Source organism: Rhizobium sp. L1K21, from assembly GCF_024055895.1.
Classification (GTDB): Bacteria; Pseudomonadota; Alphaproteobacteria; order Rhizobiales; family Rhizobiaceae; genus Ensifer_A.
This window is the reverse complement of sequence record NZ_JAMXLE010000001.1, coordinates 429240-449450: the sequence shown is the minus strand read 5'-3', so window position 1 is coordinate 449450 and position 20211 is coordinate 429240. Positions and strand designations below refer to the sequence as shown.

At 58.1% G+C, this 20211-nt stretch carries 15 protein-coding genes and 1 pseudogene; 7 read left to right on the top strand and 9 right to left on the bottom strand.

Annotated features, from left to right (window positions below; translation table 11 throughout):
• Positions 1–21 precede the first annotated feature (21 nt).
• The 3 genes from NHF56_RS02035 to NHF56_RS02025 are packed head-to-tail and all read left to right on the top strand — an operon-like array spanning position 22 to position 3867.
• Positions 22–333, top strand: a complete 312-nt coding sequence (locus NHF56_RS02035) for a sarcosine oxidase subunit delta (RefSeq protein ID WP_252801116.1) — start codon at positions 22–24, stop codon at positions 331–333.
• Positions 330–3329: a sarcosine oxidase subunit alpha gene (locus NHF56_RS02030; protein WP_252801114.1), complete on the top strand. Its 3000-nt coding sequence runs from the start codon at positions 330–332 to the stop codon at positions 3327–3329. The genes NHF56_RS02035 and NHF56_RS02030 overlap by 4 nt, the downstream gene beginning before the upstream one ends.
• Positions 3322–3867, top strand: coding sequence for a sarcosine oxidase subunit gamma (locus NHF56_RS02025; RefSeq protein WP_252801112.1), 546 nt, complete (start codon positions 3322–3324; stop codon positions 3865–3867). The genes NHF56_RS02030 and NHF56_RS02025 overlap by 8 nt, the downstream gene beginning before the upstream one ends.
• 62 nt (positions 3868–3929) lie before the next feature.
• Here NHF56_RS02025 and NHF56_RS02020 read toward each other — a convergent pair whose 3' ends face one another.
• The gene (locus tag NHF56_RS02020) at positions 3930–4271 is read right to left on the bottom strand and encodes a DMT family protein (protein ID WP_252801110.1); all 342 of its coding nucleotides are present in this window, start codon (positions 4269–4271) and stop codon (positions 3930–3932) included.
• A 229-nt stretch (positions 4272–4500) separates the two neighbouring features.
• On the opposite strand from NHF56_RS02020, the gene NHF56_RS02015 reads away from it, so the two are divergent.
• Entirely contained in the window at positions 4501–5523 is a 1023-nt protein-coding gene (locus tag NHF56_RS02015) for an LLM class flavin-dependent oxidoreductase (RefSeq protein ID WP_252801108.1), read from the top strand.
• Here NHF56_RS02015 and NHF56_RS02010 read toward each other — a convergent pair whose 3' ends face one another.
• Positions 5524–6006, bottom strand: a complete 483-nt coding sequence (locus tag NHF56_RS02010; RefSeq protein ID WP_252801106.1) for a MaoC family dehydratase — start codon at positions 6004–6006, stop codon at positions 5524–5526. It abuts the gene before it with no gap.
• Positions 6007–6075: 69 nt separating this feature from the next.
• Here NHF56_RS02010 and NHF56_RS02005 point away from each other — a divergent pair, with 69 nt between their 5' ends.
• Positions 6076–6615 carry a gamma-glutamylcyclotransferase family protein gene (locus NHF56_RS02005; RefSeq protein WP_252801104.1) on the top strand — a complete coding sequence of 180 codons (540 nt, stop codon included), beginning with the start codon at positions 6076–6078 and terminating at the stop codon, positions 6613–6615.
• Here NHF56_RS02005 and glgX read toward each other — a convergent pair.
• Positions 6605–8566, bottom strand: coding sequence for a glycogen debranching protein GlgX (gene glgX / locus NHF56_RS02000; protein ID WP_252801102.1), 1962 nt, complete (start codon positions 8564–8566; stop codon positions 6605–6607). The genes NHF56_RS02005 and glgX overlap by 11 nt on opposite strands.
• Positions 8567–8704: 138 nt before the next feature.
• Between glgX and NHF56_RS01995 the strand changes: the two genes are divergently transcribed.
• Positions 8705–9904: a hypothetical protein gene (locus NHF56_RS01995; RefSeq protein ID WP_252801100.1), complete on the top strand. Its 1200-nt coding sequence runs from the start codon at positions 8705–8707 to the stop codon at positions 9902–9904.
• On the opposite strand, the gene NHF56_RS01990 is transcribed toward NHF56_RS01995, so the two are convergent.
• Complete coding sequence (locus NHF56_RS01990; protein WP_252801097.1) at positions 9905–10291, bottom strand: DUF302 domain-containing protein; 387 nt, start codon at positions 10289–10291, stop codon at positions 9905–9907.
• Between the two features lie 161 nt (positions 10292–10452).
• On the opposite strand from NHF56_RS01990, the pseudogene NHF56_RS20990 reads away from it, so the two are divergent.
• Positions 10453–11104 (top strand): annotated as a pseudogene (locus NHF56_RS20990) (glutathione S-transferase family protein).
• 4 nt (positions 11105–11108) lie between these two features.
• Here NHF56_RS20990 and NHF56_RS01975 read toward each other — a convergent pair.
• From NHF56_RS01975 to NHF56_RS01955, 5 genes are read right to left on the bottom strand one after another with little or no spacing between them, the layout of a single operon-like run.
• Positions 11109–12737 (bottom strand): alpha-D-glucose phosphate-specific phosphoglucomutase, encoded by a 1629-nt coding sequence (locus NHF56_RS01975; RefSeq protein WP_252801094.1) that lies wholly within the window; start codon positions 12735–12737, stop codon positions 11109–11111.
• A 2-nt stretch (positions 12738–12739) separates the two neighbouring features.
• Entirely contained in the window at positions 12740–14191 is a 1452-nt protein-coding gene (glgA, locus tag NHF56_RS01970) for a glycogen synthase GlgA (protein ID WP_252801092.1), read from the bottom strand.
• Positions 14192–14194: 3 nt separating this feature from the next.
• Complete coding sequence (glgC, locus tag NHF56_RS01965) at positions 14195–15463, bottom strand: glucose-1-phosphate adenylyltransferase (RefSeq protein WP_252801090.1); 1269 nt, start codon at positions 15461–15463, stop codon at positions 14195–14197.
• Between the two features lie 23 nt (positions 15464–15486).
• A complete protein-coding gene (glgB, locus tag NHF56_RS01960; RefSeq protein WP_252801089.1) occupies positions 15487–17694 on the bottom strand; it encodes a 1,4-alpha-glucan branching protein GlgB in 2208 nt (735 codons plus the stop codon).
• A complete protein-coding gene (locus NHF56_RS01955; RefSeq protein ID WP_252801087.1) occupies positions 17691–20153 on the bottom strand; it encodes a glycogen/starch/alpha-glucan phosphorylase in 2463 nt (820 codons plus the stop codon). Before NHF56_RS01955 ends, glgB begins: the two co-directional genes overlap by 4 nt.
• Positions 20154–20211 lie beyond the last annotated feature (58 nt).

The window sequence follows — 20211 nt, the reverse complement described above, 5'->3', positions numbered from 1 at the left end:
TAGAACGAAGGAAGCAACAAAATGCTTTTGATCCACTGCCCCTATTGCCAGGAAGAGCGCCCGGAAACCGAATTCCGTCACGGCGGCGAAGCCCATATCGCCCGTCCGACAAATATTGCGGACATCTCCGACGAAGAGTTTGAAGCCTATTTCTTCATCCGCTCCAACGAGAAGGGTGTCACCTTCGAACGCTGGCGTCACGCCCATGGTTGCGGTCGCTTCTTCAATGCGGCCCGCCACACCGTCACCGACAAGTTCATCAAGGTCTACAAGGCAGGCGAGCCCAAACCGACGCTTGCCGAACTCGGCCTCGAGTCTGGAGAATCCCAATGAGCGGCGCATACCGCATTGCCGGCAAGGGCCGGCTCACCCCGGCCCGCCAGGCGCGCTTTTCCTTCGACGGAAAGTTCTACACCGGGCTTGAAGGCGACACGGTCGCCTCCGCACTTTTGGCCCACGGCGTCCACCTCATGGGCCGGTCGTTCAAATATCACCGCCCGCGCGGTCCGATCTCCGCCGGTTCCGAAGAGCCGAATGCGCTGATCAATGTCGCCCGCGACGCAACCCGCGAACAGCCGAACGTGCGCGCCACGGTGCAGGAAATCTTCGAAGGTCTGAAGACCAATTCGCAGAACCGCTGGCCCTCGCTGGAATACGATATCGGCGCAGTGAACAATCTCGGCGCACCCTTCTTCTCCGCCGGCTTCTACTACAAGACCTTCATGTGGCCAAAGGCTGCCTGGAAGCATGTCTACGAGCCCTTCATCCGCGCAGCCGCCGGCCTCGGTGTCGCGCCGAAGGAAGCCGACACCGATCATTATGCCAACCGCTATGCCCATTGCGACGTTCTGATCGTGGGCGCTGGCATTGCCGGTCTCTCGGCAGCATTGGCCGCCGCACAGACCGGCGCCAGCGTCATCATCTGTGACGAGCAGCCGGAAGTCGGTGGCGCACTTCATTATGAAGCAGGCACAACCGTTGACGGCATGCCGGGTTTTGAATGGGCCCAGAAGACGGCGCAAAAGCTTGCCGCCATGGACAATGTCCGCCTGCTGACCCGCACGACGGCGTTCGGTTATTATGCGCAGAATTTCATAAGCCTCACCGAGCGCATCACCGACCACCAGGCGATGGTGGAAAAGTCTGCACCGCGCGAGCGTCTGTGGCAGGTCCGCGCCAAGCGCGTCATTCTGGCAACCGGCGCCATCGAACGGCACATGGTGTTTGACGGCAACGACCGTCCGGGCATCCTGCTCGCCTCTGCCGCCCGCACCTATCTCAACCACTACGGCGTTGCAGTGGGCAAGAAGGTCGGCGTCTACACCGCCCACGATTCAGCTTACGAGGCCGCCTTCGACCTCAAGCGCGCCGGCGTCGAAATCCCGGCCATTGTCGACACCCGTGAAAAGCCTGGCGACGCAGTCATGGCAGAAGCGGCCGCACTTGGCATCAAAGTGCTGACCGGTCATGCGGTGATCAAAACCTCCGGCCGCCTGCGCGTGACCTCCATGACGGTTGGCCGCAGCACCAAGGGGACGACGACAAAATACGAAATCGACGCCCTCATCATGTCGGCCGGCTGGACGCCCTCCGTCCACCTCTTCTCCCAATCGCGCGGCAAGCTGACCTGGGATGCAGACAATGCACGTTTCGTCCCGGGCACCCATGCACAGGACTGCCTCGCAGTCGGCGCATGCAACGGAACCGACGGCCTTGCCAACACGGTTGAGGAAGCCCTTGGTGCAGGCGAACTGATGGCGCGCGCAGCAGGCGCCGCCGCAGACGCCGAAAAGCTGAGCCTCAACACCGAAACCGCATTCGAATGGACCGGCGGCATGGTTGGCGCATCCGAAGGTGCAGGCCCCGATACGGTGGCCAAGGCCTTCATCGACTTCCAGAACGACGTTTGCGCCAAGGATATCCGCCTGGCCGTGCGTGAAGGCATGCGCTCGATTGAACACATCAAGCGCTTCACCACGAATGGCATGGCCTCCGACCAGGGCAAGCTGTCCAACATGCATGGTCTGGCAATTGCTGCTGAAGCACTGGGCAAGGATATCCCGGAAGTGGGCCTCACCACCTTCCGCGCACCTTATACTCCGGTCACCTTCGGCACGATCATCAACCACGCGCGTGGATCGCTGTTTGATCCAACCCGCAAGACCCCGATGCACGATCAGGAAGCCGCACTCGGCGCTGTCTTCGAAGATGTTGGTCAGTGGAAGCGCGCATGGTTCTTCCCGCGTGCGGGCGAAGACATGCATGCGGCCGTCAACCGCGAGTGCAAGACCGTTCGCGAAACGGTCGGCATGTTCGATGCCTCCACCCTCGGCAAGATTGAAGTGGTGGGCCCGGATGCCGCCAAGTTCCTCGATCTCATGTACACCAATGCATGGGACTCGCTGAAACCCGGCCGTGCGAAATACGGCATCATGCTGCGTGAAGACGGCTTCATCTATGACGACGGCGTTGTCGGACGTCTGGCCGAAGACCGTTTCCACGTCACCACCACCACCGGCGGTGCACCGCGCGTCCTCCAGCACATGGAAGACTATCTGCAGACGGAATTCCCGCATCTGAAGGTCTGGCTCACCTCCACGTCCGAACAATGGGCAACTGTTGCCATTCAGGGTCCAAAAGCCCGCGAAGTCATCGCGCCAATCGTTGACGATCAGGATATTTCCAATGAAGGCCTGCCCTTCATGAGCGTGGTGGAATGCAAGGTACTGGGCGGCGTTCCCGCCCGTCTCTTCCGCATGACCTTTGCCGGTGAACTGGGCTACGAAATCAACGTCCCAGCTGACTTCGGTCCCGCCCTTTGGGATGCGCTCTACGAGCGCGTGGAAGCAGCCGGCGGCTGCGCCTACGGCACGGAGACGATGCACGTCTTGCGCGCCGAAAAGGGTTATATCATCGTCGGCCAGGATACGGACGGCACCGTCACGCCCTACGATGCAGGCCTTGGCTGGACGGTTTCGAAAAAGAAAACCGATTTCGTCGGTATCCGCGGCCTGAAACGTCCTGACCTTGTTGCCGAAGGGCGCAAGCAGTTGGTCGGCTTGAAGACACGCAATCCGAAGGTGGTTCTGGAAGAAGGTGCGCAGATCGTTGCAGACCCCAATCAGGCCAAGCCCATGACCATGATCGGCCACGTCACCTCGTCTTACTGGTCAGAACATCTCGGTTCTTCCATTGCACTTGCCGTGGTCGTCGATGGCCACAAGCGCAAGGGCGAAACGCTCTATATCCCGATGGAAAAAGAAACAATCGCCGTGGAAGTCACCGACACGGTCTTCGTTGACAAGGAAGGAAGCCGCATCAATGTCTGAGGCGATCCGCACAAAACCGCTCCCGGCAACCCGCACAGGCAGTGCTGCGGCCAGCGTCACACCTGCACCCGAAGCAAGCCGCATTTCGCTGCGCGCCGGCGAGGAGGCTCTTGCAGCACTCTCGTCCGCGCTTGATCTCGGCCTTCCCACGCAGCCGAAAACATCGGAGAGCAAGAACGGTCGGATGGCCCTTTGGCTCGGCCCGGACGAGTGGCTGATCATCGATCAGAACGGAGCTGATCTGATGGCGCTTTGCGCCACCGTTTCCGCACCCCATTCCGCAACCGATGTGTCGCATCGCAACACCGCAATCATCATCAGCGGCCCAGGCGCGGCAGATGCCATCAACGGCGGCTGCCCGCTCGATCTTTCGCTGAAGAGCTTTCCGGTCGGGGCCTGCACCCGCACCCTGCTCGCCAAGATCGAGATCGTGCTCTACCGCTCCTCTGAAGATACATTCCGCGTGGAATGCTGGCGCTCCTTTGCACCTTACGCGCTCGGCATGCTGGCAGAAGGTGCCATGGATGCGTCTGCCTGACTGGCAGCCCATGTTGACTTAATCGATCCCGCCGCTCTCAGCAGACGGCGGGATTTTTGCTTTCAGGCCTTGAAAACGAAGGCTGCACCCAGCGCAATCAGCGCAAAGCCGATCACATGGTTCACCGTGATGCTTTCCTTCAGCCAGAACACCGAAAACCCGGAAAACACCAGAAGTGTAATCACCTCCTGTATGGTCTTCAACTGTGCGGTGGAATAATAGTCGCTGCCGATCCTATTGGCCGGAACAGCGAGACAATATTCGAAGAACGCAATGCCCCAGCTTGTCAGGATGGCCATGAACAAAAGCGAGTGCTTGTGTTTGAGATGCCCATACCAGGCAAATGTCATGAAAATATTCGAGACAACGAGCATCAACGGCGTCAAAAAAGCGGCAATCGGCATAAGCGAAGTTTCCGGGATAAAATCGATAACAACCCGATAGCACCAGCCCGCCACGCCGGGAAGCGCAATTGCATGGCAAAAACATGCTCTTTGTGTGTCCGATCTCCAACCCCGACCATTATCTCGGCCAAAAACTGAACACACCGTTCAACGGCCCACCCGCTTGATAGAGCCTTTACACGCACCACTTGCTGTGTGAAGCAATCGCAGTCAACCGGGTATCGCATAGATGAAAAAGATCGGCTTTCTCTCTTTCGGGCATTGGAGCCCCTCACCGCAATCGGGTACGCGCTCGGCCAGCGACACGCTGTTGCAGTCGATCGATCTGGCTGTTGCAGCAGAAGAGCTTGGCGCGGATGGCGCCTATTTCCGCGTGCACCATTTTGCCCGCCAGCTTGCCTCGCCCTTCCCCTTGCTTGCAGCCATCGGTGCAAAAACCAGCAAAATAGAGATCGGCACCGGCGTCATCGATATGCGCTATGAAAACCCCTTCTACATGGTGGAAGATGCAAGTGCTGCCGACCTCATTTCCGGTGGACGCCTGCAGCTTGGTATCAGCCGCGGCTCGCCTGAACAGGTTATCGAAGGCTATCGCTATTTCGGTTATAATCCGCCGGAAGGCGAAGATGACGCCACCATGGGCCGCCGTCACGGCGAGGTCTTCTTCGAACTGTTGAAAGGCGAAGGTTTCGCCCGTCCCAACCCACGCCCGATGTTTCCCAATCCGCCCGGCCTGTTGCGGCTGGAGCCGGTTTCGGAAACCCTGCGCGACCGCATTTGGTGGGGTGCCGGTTCCGATGCGACCGCGATCTGGGCTGCGCAGCTCGGCATGAACCTGCAGAGTTCAACGCTCAAAAACGACGAAACCGGTGAAGCCTTCCACATTCAGCAAGCAAAACAGATTCGCGCTTACCGTGAAGCCTGGAAAGAAGCAGGCCACACCCGCACACCGCGCGTCTCCGTCAGCCGGTCTATCTTTGCCATCACCAATGACCAGGACCGGCTCTATTTTGGTCGCGGCAATAAGGAGCAGGACAGCGTCGGCTATCTGGATGAGAGCACGCGCGCTATTTTCGGCCGCTCCTATGCCGCAGAACCGGAAGAGCTCGTCAAGCAGCTTGCCGACGATGAAGGCATTCAGGAAGCAGACACGCTGTTACTGACCGTGCCGAACCAGCTTGGCGTTGCCTACAACGCCCATGTGATCGAGCAAATCCTCAAACACGTGGCACCCGCTCTCGGCTGGCGCTAATCAAACCTCAGGCTTGTCCTTCGGGTCGAACTGCGAAATGGTCAGCCATTCCGCAGTGAGGGCGGGTTTCGTCTCGCCTTCGATTTCCACGGACACCTGATAGGTCAGCATGACCATATTGGCACCGCGAAAACGCACATCGGCAACGGTAAAATGCCCGCGCACCCGCTTGCCCGCCTTGACCGGCGCCATAAACCGCACCTTGTCGAAACCGTAATTGATCCCCATCAGCTGTTCGCGAATGCGTGGCGTGCCGCTATAGTTCATCGCAGACAGCATCGAGAGCGACAGAAACCCATGCGCAATCGTGCCGCCAAATGGCGTTTCGGCTGCTTTTTCGGGATCAACATGGATGAACTGGTGATCATCGGTCGCATCGGCAAAAAGGTCGATCCGCTTCTGATCGACAACGAACCAATCCGAAGTCCCGATCTGGGTTCCGACGATCGATGGCAGTTCAGCAAGGGAAATTTCGCGTGACATGGGCAATCCGGTATATCTACTTTCAAATCACCAAAGCTTTTAGCCTGAAAATGTCAAAGCGACAAAGCCATGTCTGAATTTCTCTATTTTGCCTATGGTTCCAATATGTTGACAGCGCGTCTGGCGGCACGCTGTCCGTCCGCGAGGGTTGTGGGCGCTGCACATGCGCCCGGCTTCGGCCTTGCCTTTGCCAAACGCGGCATGGACCTCTCAGGCAAGGCAACGCTGGTCCCGCAAACGGCACAAAGCCAGCCGGGCGTGGTCTTTGCAATCAAAAACGAAGAACGCCTCTTTCTCGATCAGGCTGAAGGTCCGGGCTATCACCGCCATGATGATTTCAAGGTGATGCTTGCCGGTAGTGACGATGAACTGACCTGCAGCACCTATATCGCGCGCGATATTCTGCCCGGCCTTGTCCCGTTCGACTGGTATGTCGCCCTCATCATGGCAGGCGCGCTCGAACATGGCCTGCCTGCCGCGCTCATCGAAAATCTGCGGCAGGTCAGACACTGCCCGGACATGGAAACGCAGAGGCCCGGTCAGCGCGCTGCGCTCAATGCCCTCCGCCAATCCGGATATATCTCGGTAGCGTCAGTTCTCAGCCACTGACAGCAAACACGACCGAACGCTCGGCAACCTCAATGACATCGCTCAGTTCTGCCCCATCCGCGCTCTGCCATTTGTCGCGCGGCTCGGGAAGCACAAACTCAACGGGTTCGTGACCGCGGTTGAAGAGAACGGCCAGTCGGCAATCGCCCCCACTCTCCAGATCACGCGTTTTCAAGACCATCGACAAAACAGGATTGTCCTCCGCCTCCCATTGCGGAATGGTCATCTCGTGACCCGTGGCTGAAAGCCAGACCACATCGCCGTCCTCGCCGGTAAAGAAGCCGTTTTCGGAAAAGACGGAAAAGCGCCGCCGCAGAGCCGCAAGTCCTGCGGTATGCAGCACCAGTTCCTCGTCCATCTCGTTCCAGTCGACCCAGGTGATTTCATTGTCCTGACAATAGGCATTGTTATTGCCGCGCTGGCTGCGTCCACCTTCATCGCCCGCCGTCAGCATCACCGCACCGCGTGTGACAAAAAGCGTGGAAAGCAGCGCCTTGATATCGCGCCTTCGTGCTGCCTGAACATCAAGATCGGCGCTCGCACCCTCAACCCCATTGTTCCAGGAGTGGTTTTCATTATGCCCGTCGCGGTTTTCCTCACCATTGGCCTCATTATGCTTGTGGGCATGTGAAACGAGGTCCATCAGCGTGAACCCGTCATGGGCCGCCAGAAAGTTCACCGAACGCGTATGTTTGCCACCATAGCGGCCAAAAATCTGCGACGAACCGGCAAGCGCGGACGCAAATGCGCCGGTCATATACGTATCCCCGCGCCAGAAGCGACGCATGTCGTCACGCGCCCGGTCGTTCCATTCGAGATAGGTATCGGGAAAATTGCCAAGCTGATAGCCTCCAGGACCAATGTCCCACGGTTCGGCGATCATCACCCGGTCAGCAAGGCGCGGATGGCGTTCAATCGCTTTGAAAAGGGCCGCATCCGGGCTGTAACCGCCATCTTCCTCGCGTCCCAGAACGGTGGCGAGGTCAAAGCGAAAACCATCCACACCGGCATGGCTGACAAAGTGATCCAGCGTATCGATCACCAGCCCACCGGCAATCGGATGATCGCAGGCCACCGTGTTGCCGCAGCCCGTATCGTTGACAATCACATCGCGCGCGTCGGGCATGTGCCGGTAGTAGGCGCGATTATCAAGCCCTCGCAGGCTGAGCGTCGACCCGTGAACATCGCTCTCACCGGTATGGTTGAAAACCAGATCCAGAATGACGCCAATGCCTTCCGAGTGCAGAACCTCCACCGTCTGGCGCAGCTCCTCGACGCCACCGGGGCAAATGCGCGGATCAAGCGCCATGAAGCTGACGGGATTATAGCCCCAGCCATTGGCAAGATTGAGCGGCGGCAGGTGGCGTTCGTCGATCCAGGCAACAATCGGCATCAGCTCGACCGCCGAAACCCCCAACCGCTTCAGATGCGCCAGAACAGGCGGCGTGCCAAGCGCCGCCACCGTGCCGCGCAGCGCAACTGGCACCTCCGGATGCAGGATAGTGAACGGCTTGACGGCGACCTCGTAGATCAATCCACCGGGCTCATAAAGAGGCGGCCGTGCCTCTACCGGCACATCGGCCACCACACGCGCCTTCGGCACAATGTCGGCGGTATCCTCACCAAATTGACCCAATCGGGGATCCTGCACAAAGGCGCGGTCCAGCTCTTTGGCATAGGGGTCAACCAGCAGCTTGGACGGGTCGAACCACAGGCCCTGTTCCTTGTTGAATTCACCATGCGCACGAAAGCCATAAAGCGCACCGGCTTCCAGCCCCTTCACGAAGGCACGATGCACGTCGTCTGGACCACGCAGCATGGAGACCCGCATTTTCTCCGTCACGCCATCGGCCTCAAAAAGGCAAAGTTCAATCTGTTCGGCATGGTGGGACCACACGCCGAATTGTGTGCCACCGGCAACAAGGTTTGCACCCAGTTTGGGAGACTGCATTCAAAACTCCGGGAACGGATTCATGTATGGCGCATTTCTAAAGGTCATGATGGCGAATTTAAAGTGTCACAGCACACAAACGACGTGGTTGACCCCACGTCTTCCCGTGCTATCCAGAAGTAAAATGACGAGGTGGCTGTGCTGCAGAACATTTCAATCATCGCGGCCGTGCTGCTCACCGCCGTCGCCTTCTTGAGCAACAGGCTGGCTGCCTCCAAACGCTGGAGAGCCATGATCACGCCGCTCGCCTCCATCATCGGCAGCGGCTTTCTCGTTCTCGGTCCTATTCTCGATGCGTCCTACGGCTATCTCGCTCCCCTCATCATGGCCGCACTCTGCATCGGCGCCTATCTCTTCGGCTGGACCATCCGCTTCAACATACAGGCTCTCGAAACAGACAAACCGCGCGGTTCGCTGGCAGATGGGCTCGAAAATCTGGCCTCCTGGTCACTGGCCTTCGCCTATGTGATTTCCGTCACCTACTATCTCAACCTCTTCGGTGCATTCGGCGTCAATCTCACACCCTTGAACGGCGAATTCTACGCCCGCATGCTCACCACCGCCGCCTTCGCGGTCATTCTGATCACCGGCTGGTGGAAGGGTTTCAAAGCGCTGGAGCGCATGGAATATCTCTCCGTTGCCGTCAAGCTCGCCATCATCTCAGGCGTTCTGGTTGGCCTCGCCTTTTTCTTCTTCGGCAAGTGGCAGGCAGACGCGCTTATCTTCAACCCGCCCCAAGTCAGCGGATTGAGCGCCATCACGCTGGCCTTCGGCCTTATCATCACCGTGCAGGGTTTTGAAACATCCCGCTATCTGGGCGCAGCCTACAAAGCCGAAACCCGCATCAAATCCATGCAGCTCGCGCAATGGCTTTCGGCGCTCATTTACATGGTTTACACGCTGCTCTTGAGCTATGTCTTCACCCGCGGCGAGCTTGTTCTCACAGAAACCGCCATCATTGACATGATGCGTGTGGTGGCACCGATCCTGCCTTTCCTGCTGGTGGCGGCAGCGTTGGCCGCCCAATTGAGCGCCGCCATTGCTGATACATCCGGCTCGGGTGGCCTCTTTGTCGAAATCACCTCTGGCAAGATCAGCGCCCGCCAGGCCTATGCCCTTCTCACTGCCATCGGTCTCGTCATCACATGGACGGCGGACGTCTTCGAAATCATCGCCTACGCATCCCGCGCCTTCGCCGTCTATTATTCGCTGCAGGCCGCTATCGCAGCCGCCACCTCCGCGCAGCAAAAAGGCCCGGTGTGGCGCACCGTGGCCTTTTCAACGCTTTCACTTCTGGGCGCACTGATTGCCATTTTCGGACAATCCGTCGAAGGCTGATCAGAGCCCTTCAACAATCTCTTTCATCATGCCCTGGACTTCGGTCGCCACTGCACCGAGGGCGGGATTTTCCACCGCCTGCATGGAGGCCATCGGGTCAATACCGGCGACTTCCACCTTGCCATCGTCAAGCGCACGCACAATCACATTGCACGGCAGCATCGTTCCGATCAGCGGCTCAGCCTGCAGCGCCTTGTAAGCAAAACCCGGATTGCACGCACCAAGGATCGTGTAAGGCGCGACGTCCTTGTCGATCTTCGCCTTCATCGTGGCTTTCACGTCAATCGTCGTCAGCACCCCGAAGCCCTTTGCTTTCAGCGCGTCCGTCACATGCGCAATCGCTGCGTCAAAATCCATGTCCAATGTCTTGGTAAAGGCGTAGCTCATAGGTCTCTCCTCTTGAATACATAATAAATAAAATATGTATGTATATCTGGAAAACAAGGGTCAGACAGACGGTTTCCAGTATCACGTCGCATACATTGATTATCGCATCGCCGCTGTGGCAAGATATCACGAAATACCATCAGGCTTCATCAAGGCGTCCCATGAGCGAAAGACCAACGGGTCTACGGTGCAGATGACAGCGTTTATGTCAGGATCGTCAGGCTGTGCCTTGCTGAAAAAAGCATTCCTTATGATCTCGAACCCGTCGATATTTTCAACACCGACCGTGCGGATCCGCGCTATCTTCAAAAGCACCCCTTCGCAAAAATTCCCGCCTTTCGCCACGGCACACTTCACCTTTATGAAACCGGCGCCATCACCCGTTACATTGACGAGGCTTTCGAGGGTGCCATCCTCCAACCGACCGACATGGTGGAGCGCGCGCGCTGCAACCAGTTGATCAGCATCGCCGACAACTATGCCTATCCGAGCCTTGTTTGGGGCATCTATGTCGAGCGGATTGCCAAACCGCTTGAGGGCGAAAAAACAGACGAAGAGAAGGTCGCCGCAGCCCGTCCTGTGGCCGAAATCTGCCTGAAAGCCATCTCCGATATTATGGGGAAAAACCCATGGATGGCAGGAGATACGCTGACATTAAGCGACCTGTATCTCGCGCCAATCTTCCACTATTTCCTGATGACGGAGGAAGGCAGGGCAATGACCTCAGCCTATCCAAACCTCCTGGATTGGTGGTCTCGCATCAGCGCGAGACCCTCCATGCAGGCAACAAGACCAAAGCCACCGGGCGCTTGACGTCTCACGTAATCACGCTCGGCGCATCGCGGCCCGTGCGGGCCTTGATTTCCCCGAAATGGTCAGCCGCGGCAATGAGGTCGGCCAGCGCTTCCTGCGTGTCGATGCCATGCTTGTCAGCATCCGGCTCATAGCGCTCCACATAAACGCGAAGCGTCGCACCCGCCGTTCCCGTCCCCGAAAGCCGGAACACCACGCGCGAGCCGCCCTCGAAGAGAATGCGGATGCCCTGGTTTTCCGAAATGGATTCGTCAATCGGATCACGATAGGCAAAATCGTCTGCCGCCTCGATCGTCAGGTCGTAGAAACTCTGCCCCGGCAGGCTGATCAGGCTGTCGCGCAAATGCTGCATCAGACCGTTGGCCGCATCGGAATCAACCTCTTCGTAATCGTGGCGGGAATAATAATTGCGGCCATATTCGGCCCAATGTTCCTTCACGATCTCGGCCACACCCTGCTTGCGTGCAGCCAGAATGTTGAGCCAGAAAAGCACGGCCCAAAGCCCGTCCTTTTCCCGCACGTGGTCGGAGCCCGTGCCGAAGCTTTCCTCACCACAGACCGTTGCCATGCCGGCATCAAGAAGATTGCCGAAGAATTTCCATCCGGTCGGCGTTTCATACATGCCGATGCCCATTTTCTCGGCCACCCGGTCGGCAGCACCCGAGGTCGGCATGGAGCGCGCAATACCCGTGATCCCTTTCGCGTAACCCGGTGCCACGGTCGCATTGGCGGCAATGATCGCCAGACTGTCGGAGGGGGTCACGAACATGCCCTTGCCGACGATCATGTTGCGGTCGCCGTCGCCATCGGAGGCCGCACCGAAATCGGGACCGTCCGGGCTCATCACATCATCATAGAGTTCCTTGGCGTGCACCAGATTGGGGTCCGGGTGATGCCCCCCGAAATCCGGCAACGGTGTCGCGTTGCGTACAGAACCCTCCGGCGCACCGAGCCGCTTTTCGAGAATTTCGCGAGCGTAAGGACCAGTCACCGCACCCATGGAATCCACCACCACGCGCGTTCCACCCGCAATCATCGCGCGGATAGCGTCAAAATCGAACAGGCTCTCCATCAGGTCCGCATAGTCCGCCACCGGATCGATCACCTCGACTGCCATACCGGCAATATCCAACGTGCCGATGGAATCCAGGTCCACATCCTCGACATCAGAAATCTTGTAAATATCGATCACCTGGCTGCGCGCATAAACCGCATTGGTGATCTTTTCGGGCGCAGGCCCGCCATTGCCGATATTGTACTTGATGCCGAAATCCTCGTTCGGCCCGCCCGGATTGTGGCTGGCCGAGAGAATGATACCGCCAAAGGCCTTGTATTTGCGGATGACATTCGATGCCGCCGGCGTTGAAAGAATACCGCCCTGCCCCACCATCACCTTGCCGAAGCCGTTGGCTGCGGCCATCTTGATCACCTTCTGGATCACCTCGCGATTGTAGTAGCGGCCGTCGCCACCCACCACCAATGTCTGCCCGGCAAAACCTTCCAGACTATCGAAGATCGACTGGATAAAGTTCTCCGCGTAATGGGTCTGCGCAAAAACCGGAACCTTCTTGCGAAGCCCGGAGGTGCCAGGCTTCTGCCCCTCAAACGGTGTTGTGGGAACGATATTGATCATATTCAGTGGCCTCTTGCGGAAATCAGTTTTTGATAAAGGTCGACATATTGGGATGCGCTGCGCTCCCAGGATACATCGGCACGCATCCCGTTTTTCTGCATCGCAGCCCACATCTTGGGCTCTTCCCAGGTGTCGAAGACCCGGTGCAATGCCAGCCTCAGCCCGTCATGGGTGACGCTGGAGAATTGAAAGCCGGTGGCAACGCCCGCCGAAAGTGCCGCCGTATTCGCGTCGATCACCGTGTCGTTCAAGCCGCCGGTACGCGCCACCACCGGCACACAGCCATAGCGCAGCGCATAAAGCTGGGTTAGTCCACAGGGCTCGAAGCGCGATGGTATCAAGATGGCATCAGACCCGGCCTGCATGAGATGCGACAGCGGCTCATCATAATTGATGCTCACACCAACGCGCCCGGCATGGCGGTCCGCAGCCGCAAGCAGCGCGCCTTCCAGCGCCTTGTCACCAGAGCCAAGCACCACCAGCTTGCCGCCGCGATGCACGATTTCGCCGGTCAGATCGGCCAGCAGGTCCATGCCCTTTTGCCATGTCAGCCGGCTGATCACGCAGAAAATCGGCCCGTCATCGATATCGAGCCCAAAATGCGCTTCCAGCGCTGCGCGGTTTTCAGCCCGTCCCTTGAGCTTGCTTGCGGAAAAATTCGCCGCAATAAGAGGATCTGTTTCCGGGTTCCAGATATCGGTATCGATCCCGTTGACGATCCCGTGCACCACATCGGCACGGGCGCGGATCAGCCCTTCAAGGCCCATGCCGAACTCCGGCGAAAAAATCTCGCGCGCATAGGTCGGGCTCACCGTCGTCACCGCATCGGCAATTTCCATCCCGCCCTTCAGATAACCCACATCGCCATAATACTCGATCCCGTGCATGGAAAAGGCTTCCGCCGGCAGGTCGAGTTCGGCAAAGATATCGGCCCCGAACTGTCCCTGAAAGGCGATGTTGTGCACGGTCATCATGCTCGGCGTATCGGGCGCGAACCGATAGCGCATATAGGCTGGCGTCAGTCCCGCCTGCCAATCATGCATATGCACAAGGTCCGGCACCCATTTTTCAACCAGCCCGCCGGCAATCTGCGCACCGACATGGGAAAGTGCTGCAAAACGTTTCCAATTATCCGGAAAGTCCTTGCCGTCCTTGGCTGTATAGGGGCCGCCATCGCGCTGGAAAAACGCCGGTGCATCCAGAACGAAAAGGCTCAACCCCTCATAGGTGCAGGCATAAAGCTTGGCCTTGACGCCAAAGAGATCGGAAAACTCCGCCACTTTGGCCTTCCGCACCGAGGACATCTTCTGCATCACCGGCGTGTAGCCCGGAAGCAGGCTGCGCATCTCCACATTCTGCTTTGCAAGAACCAGCGGAAGCGCACCCGCAACATCGGCAAGTCCCCCCGTTTTCACCAGCGGGAAAATCTCGGAGGCGACGGATAATACCTTCATGCTTCACATATCCAGCTTGTCAATCATCGCCTGGGTGATCAGGCAGACCCCGCTTTCCGTGCGTCGGAAACGGCGGGCATCCAGTTCCGGGTCCTCGCCCACGACCAGCCCTTCGGGAATCACAACCCCACGGTCGACCACGACCTTGGATAGCCGCGAATGACGGTTGACTACAACATCCGGCAGCACCACGGCACTGTCGAGCGCCGAGAAGGAATTGATGCGGCAGCCTGCCGAAAGCAGTGTCTTATAGATGGACGATCCCGAAACGATGCAATTGCCCGCAACCAGGGACGAAACGGCCGAACCGCGTCGTCCTTCCACATCATGCACGAATTTGGCCGGTGGATTGATCTCCGCATAAGTCCAGATCGGCCACTCGCTGTCGTAAAGATCAAGCTCCGGCACGATGTCGGTCAGGTCGATATTGGCCTGCCAATAGGCATCCACCGTTCCCACATCGCGCCAATAGGCCTGCTTTTCAAAGTCGGACCGCACGCATGATTGTGCAAAGCGATGCGCCTGCGCCTTGCCGTTTTTCACGATATAAGGGATCAGGTCCTTGCCGAAATCGCGGCTCGAATTGGGGTCGGCGGCATCCTTGTGCAAGAGGTCGATCAGGAACTTCGTGTGGAACACGTAGATCCCCATCGAGGCAAGCGACATGCTTTCGTTGCCGGGAATGCCTGGCGGGTCGGCTGGCTTTTCCACGAAATCGATCACCAGATCGTTTTCATCGACATGCATCACGCCGAAACCCTTGGCCTCTTCGCGCGGCACCTCAAGGCAGCCGATCGTCACCTCCGCACCGGAATCGACGTGCTGCTGCAGCATCATCTCGTAATCCATCTTGTAGATGTGATCGCCTGCCAGAATGACCATGAATTCCGGGCCATAGGGCTCGATAATGTCGATGTTCTGATAAACGGCGTCTGCCGTTCCCTCATACCACTGCGTTTCCGAAACACGCTGCGAGGCCGGCAGAATATCGAAGCTCTCGTTACGCTCAGGCCTGAAGAAGTTCCATCCGCGCTGCAGATGGCGGATCAGCGAATGGGCCTTGTACTGTGTGGCCACACCAATGCGGCGGATACCGGAATTGAGGGCATTGGACAGCGCAAAATCGATAATGCGCGACTTGCCGCCGAAATAGACCGCCGGCTTGGCGCGGCGATCCGTCAGCTCTTTCAGACGGCTCCCCCTGCCGCCTGCGAGAACATAGGCCATAGCATCGCGGGCCAATGGTCTTGGTCGTTTCACTGTGTTTGCCATCTCAAGGCCCTCCCATTATCGGCTCAACTATCAGGCTCAAACATGACTGTGGCCAGCGGCGGCAATGCCATGATCGCGCCAAATCCCCGGCCTCCTTCATTCAACGCTTCAACGCTGCCAGCGTTCCCTTTGCCGCTTCCGCCATAGACTTCTGCATCGCTGTTGAAGATTTCGCGCCACTTGCCGCCGCCCGGCATCGGCACACGATAGCCCTCGCGCATGACAGGCGTCATGTTGGAAACCACCACCACCGGCTTTGCGCCCGGCGCACGCCGCTGCCAGGCAAAAACCGAATTCTCCCGGTCGTCCGCAATCAGCCAATCAAAGCCCTCCGGCTCGCAGTCACGCGCATGCAACGCCGGCTTTTCGCGATAGAGATGATTCAGATCCTTGATCAGACGCTGCATGCCACTGTGGGTATGGTGCTCCAGAAGCCACCAGTCCAGCTCGCTTCCATGGTTCCACTCCGCACGCTGGGCAAACTCCTGCCCCATGAACAAGAGCTTCTTGCCCGGATGGCCCCACATATAGCCGTAATAGGCACGCAGATTGGCAAACTTCTGCCAGTCGTCGCCCGCCATCTTGTTCAGCAGCGAACCTTTGCCATGCACGACTTCATCATGAGAAAGCGGCAGGACGAAATTTTCGGAGAAGGCATAATGCAGCCCGAACGTCAGATCGGTGTGGTGATATTTCCGGTAGATCGGCTCACGGGCAAAATATTGCAGCGTGTCGTGCATAAAGCCCATGTTCCACTTGAACCCGAAACCAAGCCCTCCCTCATGAACGGGTTGGGAAACCTTCGGCCAGGAGGTCGATTCCTCCGCAATGGTCATCACGCCGGGATGGGTGCCGTAAACCTGCTTGTTCATGGTCTGCAGGAAACGCACCGCCTCCAGGTTTTCCCGCCCGCCATATTCGTTCGGTATCCACTCGCCTTCCTTGCGCGAATAGTCGAGATAGAGCATCGAGGCCACTGCATCGACACGTAAGCCGTCGAGATGGAACTTCTCGGCCCAGTAAAGCGCATTGTTGACGAGGTAGGAGACAACCTCCGTGCGACCGAAGTTGTAAATCGCCGTGTTCCAGTCGGGATGAAACCCTTTGCGCGGGTCGGCATGCTCGTAAAGCGCCGTACCGTCGAATTTCCCGAGCCCATGCGCATCTGTCGGAAAATGCGCCGGCACCCAGTCGAGAAGAACGCCGATGCCAGCCTTGTGTGCACCATTGACGAAACGGGCAAACCCTTCCGGCTCGCCAAACCGTGCCGTCGGCGCATAAAGTCCGGTCGTCTGATAGCCCCAGCTCGGATCGTAGGGATATTCGGAGATCGGCAGGAATTCGATATGCGTGAACCCCATCTCCACGCAATAGGGTATCAGATGATCTCCCAACTGGTCCCAGCTATAGAAGCTGCCGTCGGGATGGCGTTTCCAGGAACCGGCATGCACCTCATAAATCGAAATCGGCTGACGCCGCGCGTCTACCGTCGACCAATGCGCGCGATGGTCGGCATCTTCCCATGCCTGCTCCAGCTCCGGCGTGGTGACCGACGCCGTCTGCGGCCGCAATTCCGAACGGCGGGCAAAGGGGTCTGCCTTCAGCGGCAGCAATTTCCCGTCCGCGCCAACAATTTCGTATTTATAGGCAAAACCCGCAGTCACATCGGGTGCAAAAATTTCCCATATGCCCGTGTCGCGTCTGAGCCGCATCACATGCTTGCGCCCATCCCAATCGTTGAACCCGCCAACGACTGAAACCCGCTTCGCATTCGGCGCCCAGACCGCGAAGTGATAGCCGTCAACGCCCTCATGCGTCATCGGATGCGCGCCCATCTTGTCAAACAGACGCAAATGCGAGCCTTCGCGGATAAAATAATCATCCATCGGCCCAAGCACCGGGCCAAAACTGTAAGGATCAGTAACCGTCCATTCAGCCTCGGCATTCTTGGCGCGATAGCGCACCGGCTGGCGGGACTTGAGCTTGACGGGACCTGCGAAAAAACCGGCCGGATCGAGACATTTCAACTTGCCGATTGGCTTTCCGTCCAGCGTTTCGGCGTCTACACTTTCTGCGCCAGCAATAAATCCGCGGACGTAAAACTGGCCTCCCCCCTCATGCAGCCCCATCACGGCAAAGGGGTCGGAATGCGAGCCGTTGATGATTGCCGTTACCTCCTCAGGAGCGAGGACGGACGGATTTTTGCCCGCCACATCCCGTTCATTCGTCATCCGGCTCTCCAGATCTCGCCTGCATATTGGCGGATTGTCCGGTCAGATGAGAACCAGCCCATCCGAGCGGTGTTGAAAATGGCCTTCTGCTGCCACAATGGCTGATCCAACCACAGCTTGTCCACCGCACGCTGTGCATTTGCAAAGGCTTCGAAGTCAGCAGCCACCATGAACCAGTCATGCGCATAAAGCCCATCGACCAGCGATGTGAAGCGTCCTGGATCGTCCGGCGAGAACACGCCCGAGGCAATGGAAGACAGTGCCTGTGAAAGCTCGGGCGAGTTTTCGATGATTGCGCGCGGATCGTGACCCTCTGCCCGTGCGGCGGCAACTTCATCCGCCGTCATCCCGAAAATGATAATGTTTTCAGCACCGACATGATCACGCATTTCCACATTCGCGCCATCAAGCGTACCGATCGTGAGCGCCCCGTTCAGCGCAAATTTCATGTTGCCGGTGCCGGATGCTTCCATGCCTGCTGTAGAAATCTGCTCTGACAGATCGGCTGCCGGCACAATCACCTCGGCCAGTGACACATTGTAATTCGGCATGAAAACGACCTTCAGCAGACCGCGCACCGCCGGATCGTTGTTGATCACTCTCGCCACATCATTGGCAAGCTTGATGATCAACTTGGCATTGTGATAGCTCGGTGCCGCCTTGCCCGCAAAAAGCTTCACGCGCGGCACCCAGTCAAGTTCGGGATGCGAGCGTATCTGATCATAAAGCGCCACGGTCTCGATGATGTTCATCAGCTGGCGCTTGTATTCGTGAATACGCTTGATCTGAATATCAAAAAGCGCGGAAGGATCGATCCTGAGGCCCAGCCGCTCGCGCACCAGCGCCGCCAGCCGTTCCTTGTTCGACAGCTTCACTGCCGCAAACTTCTCCTGGAATGCGCCATCGGTCGCAAAGTCATCCAGGGCCTGCAGAGCCTCCGTATCATCCAGAAATTTATCACCGATGGCCTCTTTCACGAGGTTGGTCAGCCCCGGATTGCATTGCATCAGCCAGCGGCGCGGCGTAATCCCGTTGGTCTTGTTGTTGATGCGCTCCGGATAGAGCTGATGGAGATCGTGAAACACGGTCTCCTTCATCAGCTCCGTGTGCAGAGCAGACACGCCATTGATACTGTGCGAGCCGACAAAAGCAAGATTGCCCATGCGCACCCGCCGCTCGGCGTTTTCATCAATCAGCGAGATGGCGCGGATCTGCGCGTCACTGAAATCCTTCTCTTTTCTCGCCTCGCGCAACACCACGGCATTGATCGCATAGATAATCTGCATGTGGCGCGGCAAAAGCCGCTCAAGGAGCGGCAGCGGCCAGCTTTCCAGCGCTTCGGGAAGAAGCGTATGGTTCGTATAGCCAAAGGTTTCGCGCGTCATATCCCACGCGTCTTCAAAGTCGAACCCGTGCTGATCCATCAAAAGACGCATCAACTCCGGAACGGCCACGGCCGGATGCGTGTCATTCAGCTGAATGGCGATCTTGTCAGACAGGTTCTTCAAAGTACCGAACTGCTGCAGATGGCGGCGCAGGATGTCCTGCAGCGAGGCGGACGAGAAGAAAAACTCCTGCCTCAGACGCAGTTCCTGCCCCGCCGGTGTTGCGTCAGCCGGATAGAGAACGCGCGCCAGGCTCTCGGCCTTGTTGCTCTCTCTCAAGGCACCGATATGGTCACCGGCATTGAACGCATCGAGCAGAATGGGGTCGATCGGCTGCGCGGTCCACAGGCGCAGCGTGTTCACCCGCTTTGCCCGCCAGCCAACAACGGGCGTATCGAATGCCAGGGCAATGACGCGTTCGCCCGGCTTCCACACATAGCGCGGCTCGCCCTCGTCGTCCGTAACGGTTTCAACAGCGCCGCCAAACCCGATTTCGTATGAACTCTCGCGACGCTCGAACTCCCACGGGTTTCCATGCGCCAGCCAGGTCTCCGGCAGTTCCACCTGCCAGCCATCGGATATCTGCTGCCGGAAAAGGCCATGTACATAACGGATACCGTAACCGTAAGCCGGCACGTCAACGGTCGCCATCGATTCCATGAAACAGGCAGCAAGTCGACCAAGACCGCCGTTGCCAAGTGCCGCATCCGGCTCCAGGCCCGCCACGAGATCGATATCCACGCCCAGCGAGTCCAGCGCTTCACGCATTTCATTCATGAGACCGAGATTGCTCACCGCATCGCGCATCAGACGCCCGATCAGGAACTCAAGCGAAAGATAATAGACCCGCTTGCCGCCTTCGGCATAGGTCTTGCGGGTCGAGGCCATCCAGTGGTCGATCACGCGGTCGCGGATCACCAGAATTGTCGCCGTCAGCCAGTCGTGCGGCTTGGCAACCTTTGCGTCCTTGCCAATACGGTAAGTCAGACGCTCAACAATTTCTTCAGCAAGTATTTTGGGGTCGGTTGCCCTTGGCGCCGGGGCTGGAAGATCGCCTGTCTTAATCTCGTTCATGCCCATAAATCGCTTTGTTTTTATAGCAGTTAAAGCGACTTAAACACCGTTCCAGAGC

Excerpts from the sequence above, each read along its gene's own strand:
- NHF56_RS02035 (WP_252801116.1), top strand. The coding sequence starts at position 22 with ATGCTTTTGATCCACTGCCCCTATTGCCAGGAAGAGCGCCCGGAAACC.
- NHF56_RS02030 (WP_252801114.1), top strand. The coding sequence starts at position 330 with ATGAGCGGCGCATACCGCATTGCCGGCAAGGGCCGGCTCACCCCGGCC.
- NHF56_RS02025 (WP_252801112.1), top strand. The coding sequence starts at position 3,322 with ATGTCTGAGGCGATCCGCACAAAACCGCTCCCGGCAACCCGCACAGGC.
- NHF56_RS02020 (WP_252801110.1), bottom strand. The coding sequence starts at position 4,271 with ATGCCGATTGCCGCTTTTTTGACGCCGTTGATGCTCGTTGTCTCGAAT.
- NHF56_RS02015 (WP_252801108.1), top strand. The coding sequence starts at position 4,501 with ATGAAAAAGATCGGCTTTCTCTCTTTCGGGCATTGGAGCCCCTCACCG.
- NHF56_RS02010 (WP_252801106.1), bottom strand. The coding sequence starts at position 6,006 with ATGTCACGCGAAATTTCCCTTGCTGAACTGCCATCGATCGTCGGAACC.
- NHF56_RS02005 (WP_252801104.1), top strand. The coding sequence starts at position 6,076 with ATGTCTGAATTTCTCTATTTTGCCTATGGTTCCAATATGTTGACAGCG.
- glgX (WP_252801102.1), bottom strand. The coding sequence starts at position 8,566 with ATGCAGTCTCCCAAACTGGGTGCAAACCTTGTTGCCGGTGGCACACAA.
- NHF56_RS01990 (WP_252801097.1), bottom strand. The coding sequence starts at position 10,291 with ATGAGCTACGCCTTTACCAAGACATTGGACATGGATTTTGACGCAGCG.
- NHF56_RS01975 (WP_252801094.1), bottom strand. The coding sequence starts at position 12,737 with ATGATCAATATCGTTCCCACAACACCGTTTGAGGGGCAGAAGCCTGGC.
- glgA (WP_252801092.1), bottom strand. The coding sequence starts at position 14,191 with ATGAAGGTATTATCCGTCGCCTCCGAGATTTTCCCGCTGGTGAAAACG.
- glgC (WP_252801090.1), bottom strand. The coding sequence starts at position 15,463 with ATGGCAAACACAGTGAAACGACCAAGACCATTGGCCCGCGATGCTATG.
- glgB (WP_252801089.1), bottom strand. The coding sequence starts at position 17,694 with ATGACGAATGAACGGGATGTGGCGGGCAAAAATCCGTCCGTCCTCGCT.
- NHF56_RS01955 (WP_252801087.1), bottom strand. The coding sequence starts at position 20,153 with ATGAACGAGATTAAGACAGGCGATCTTCCAGCCCCGGCGCCAAGGGCA.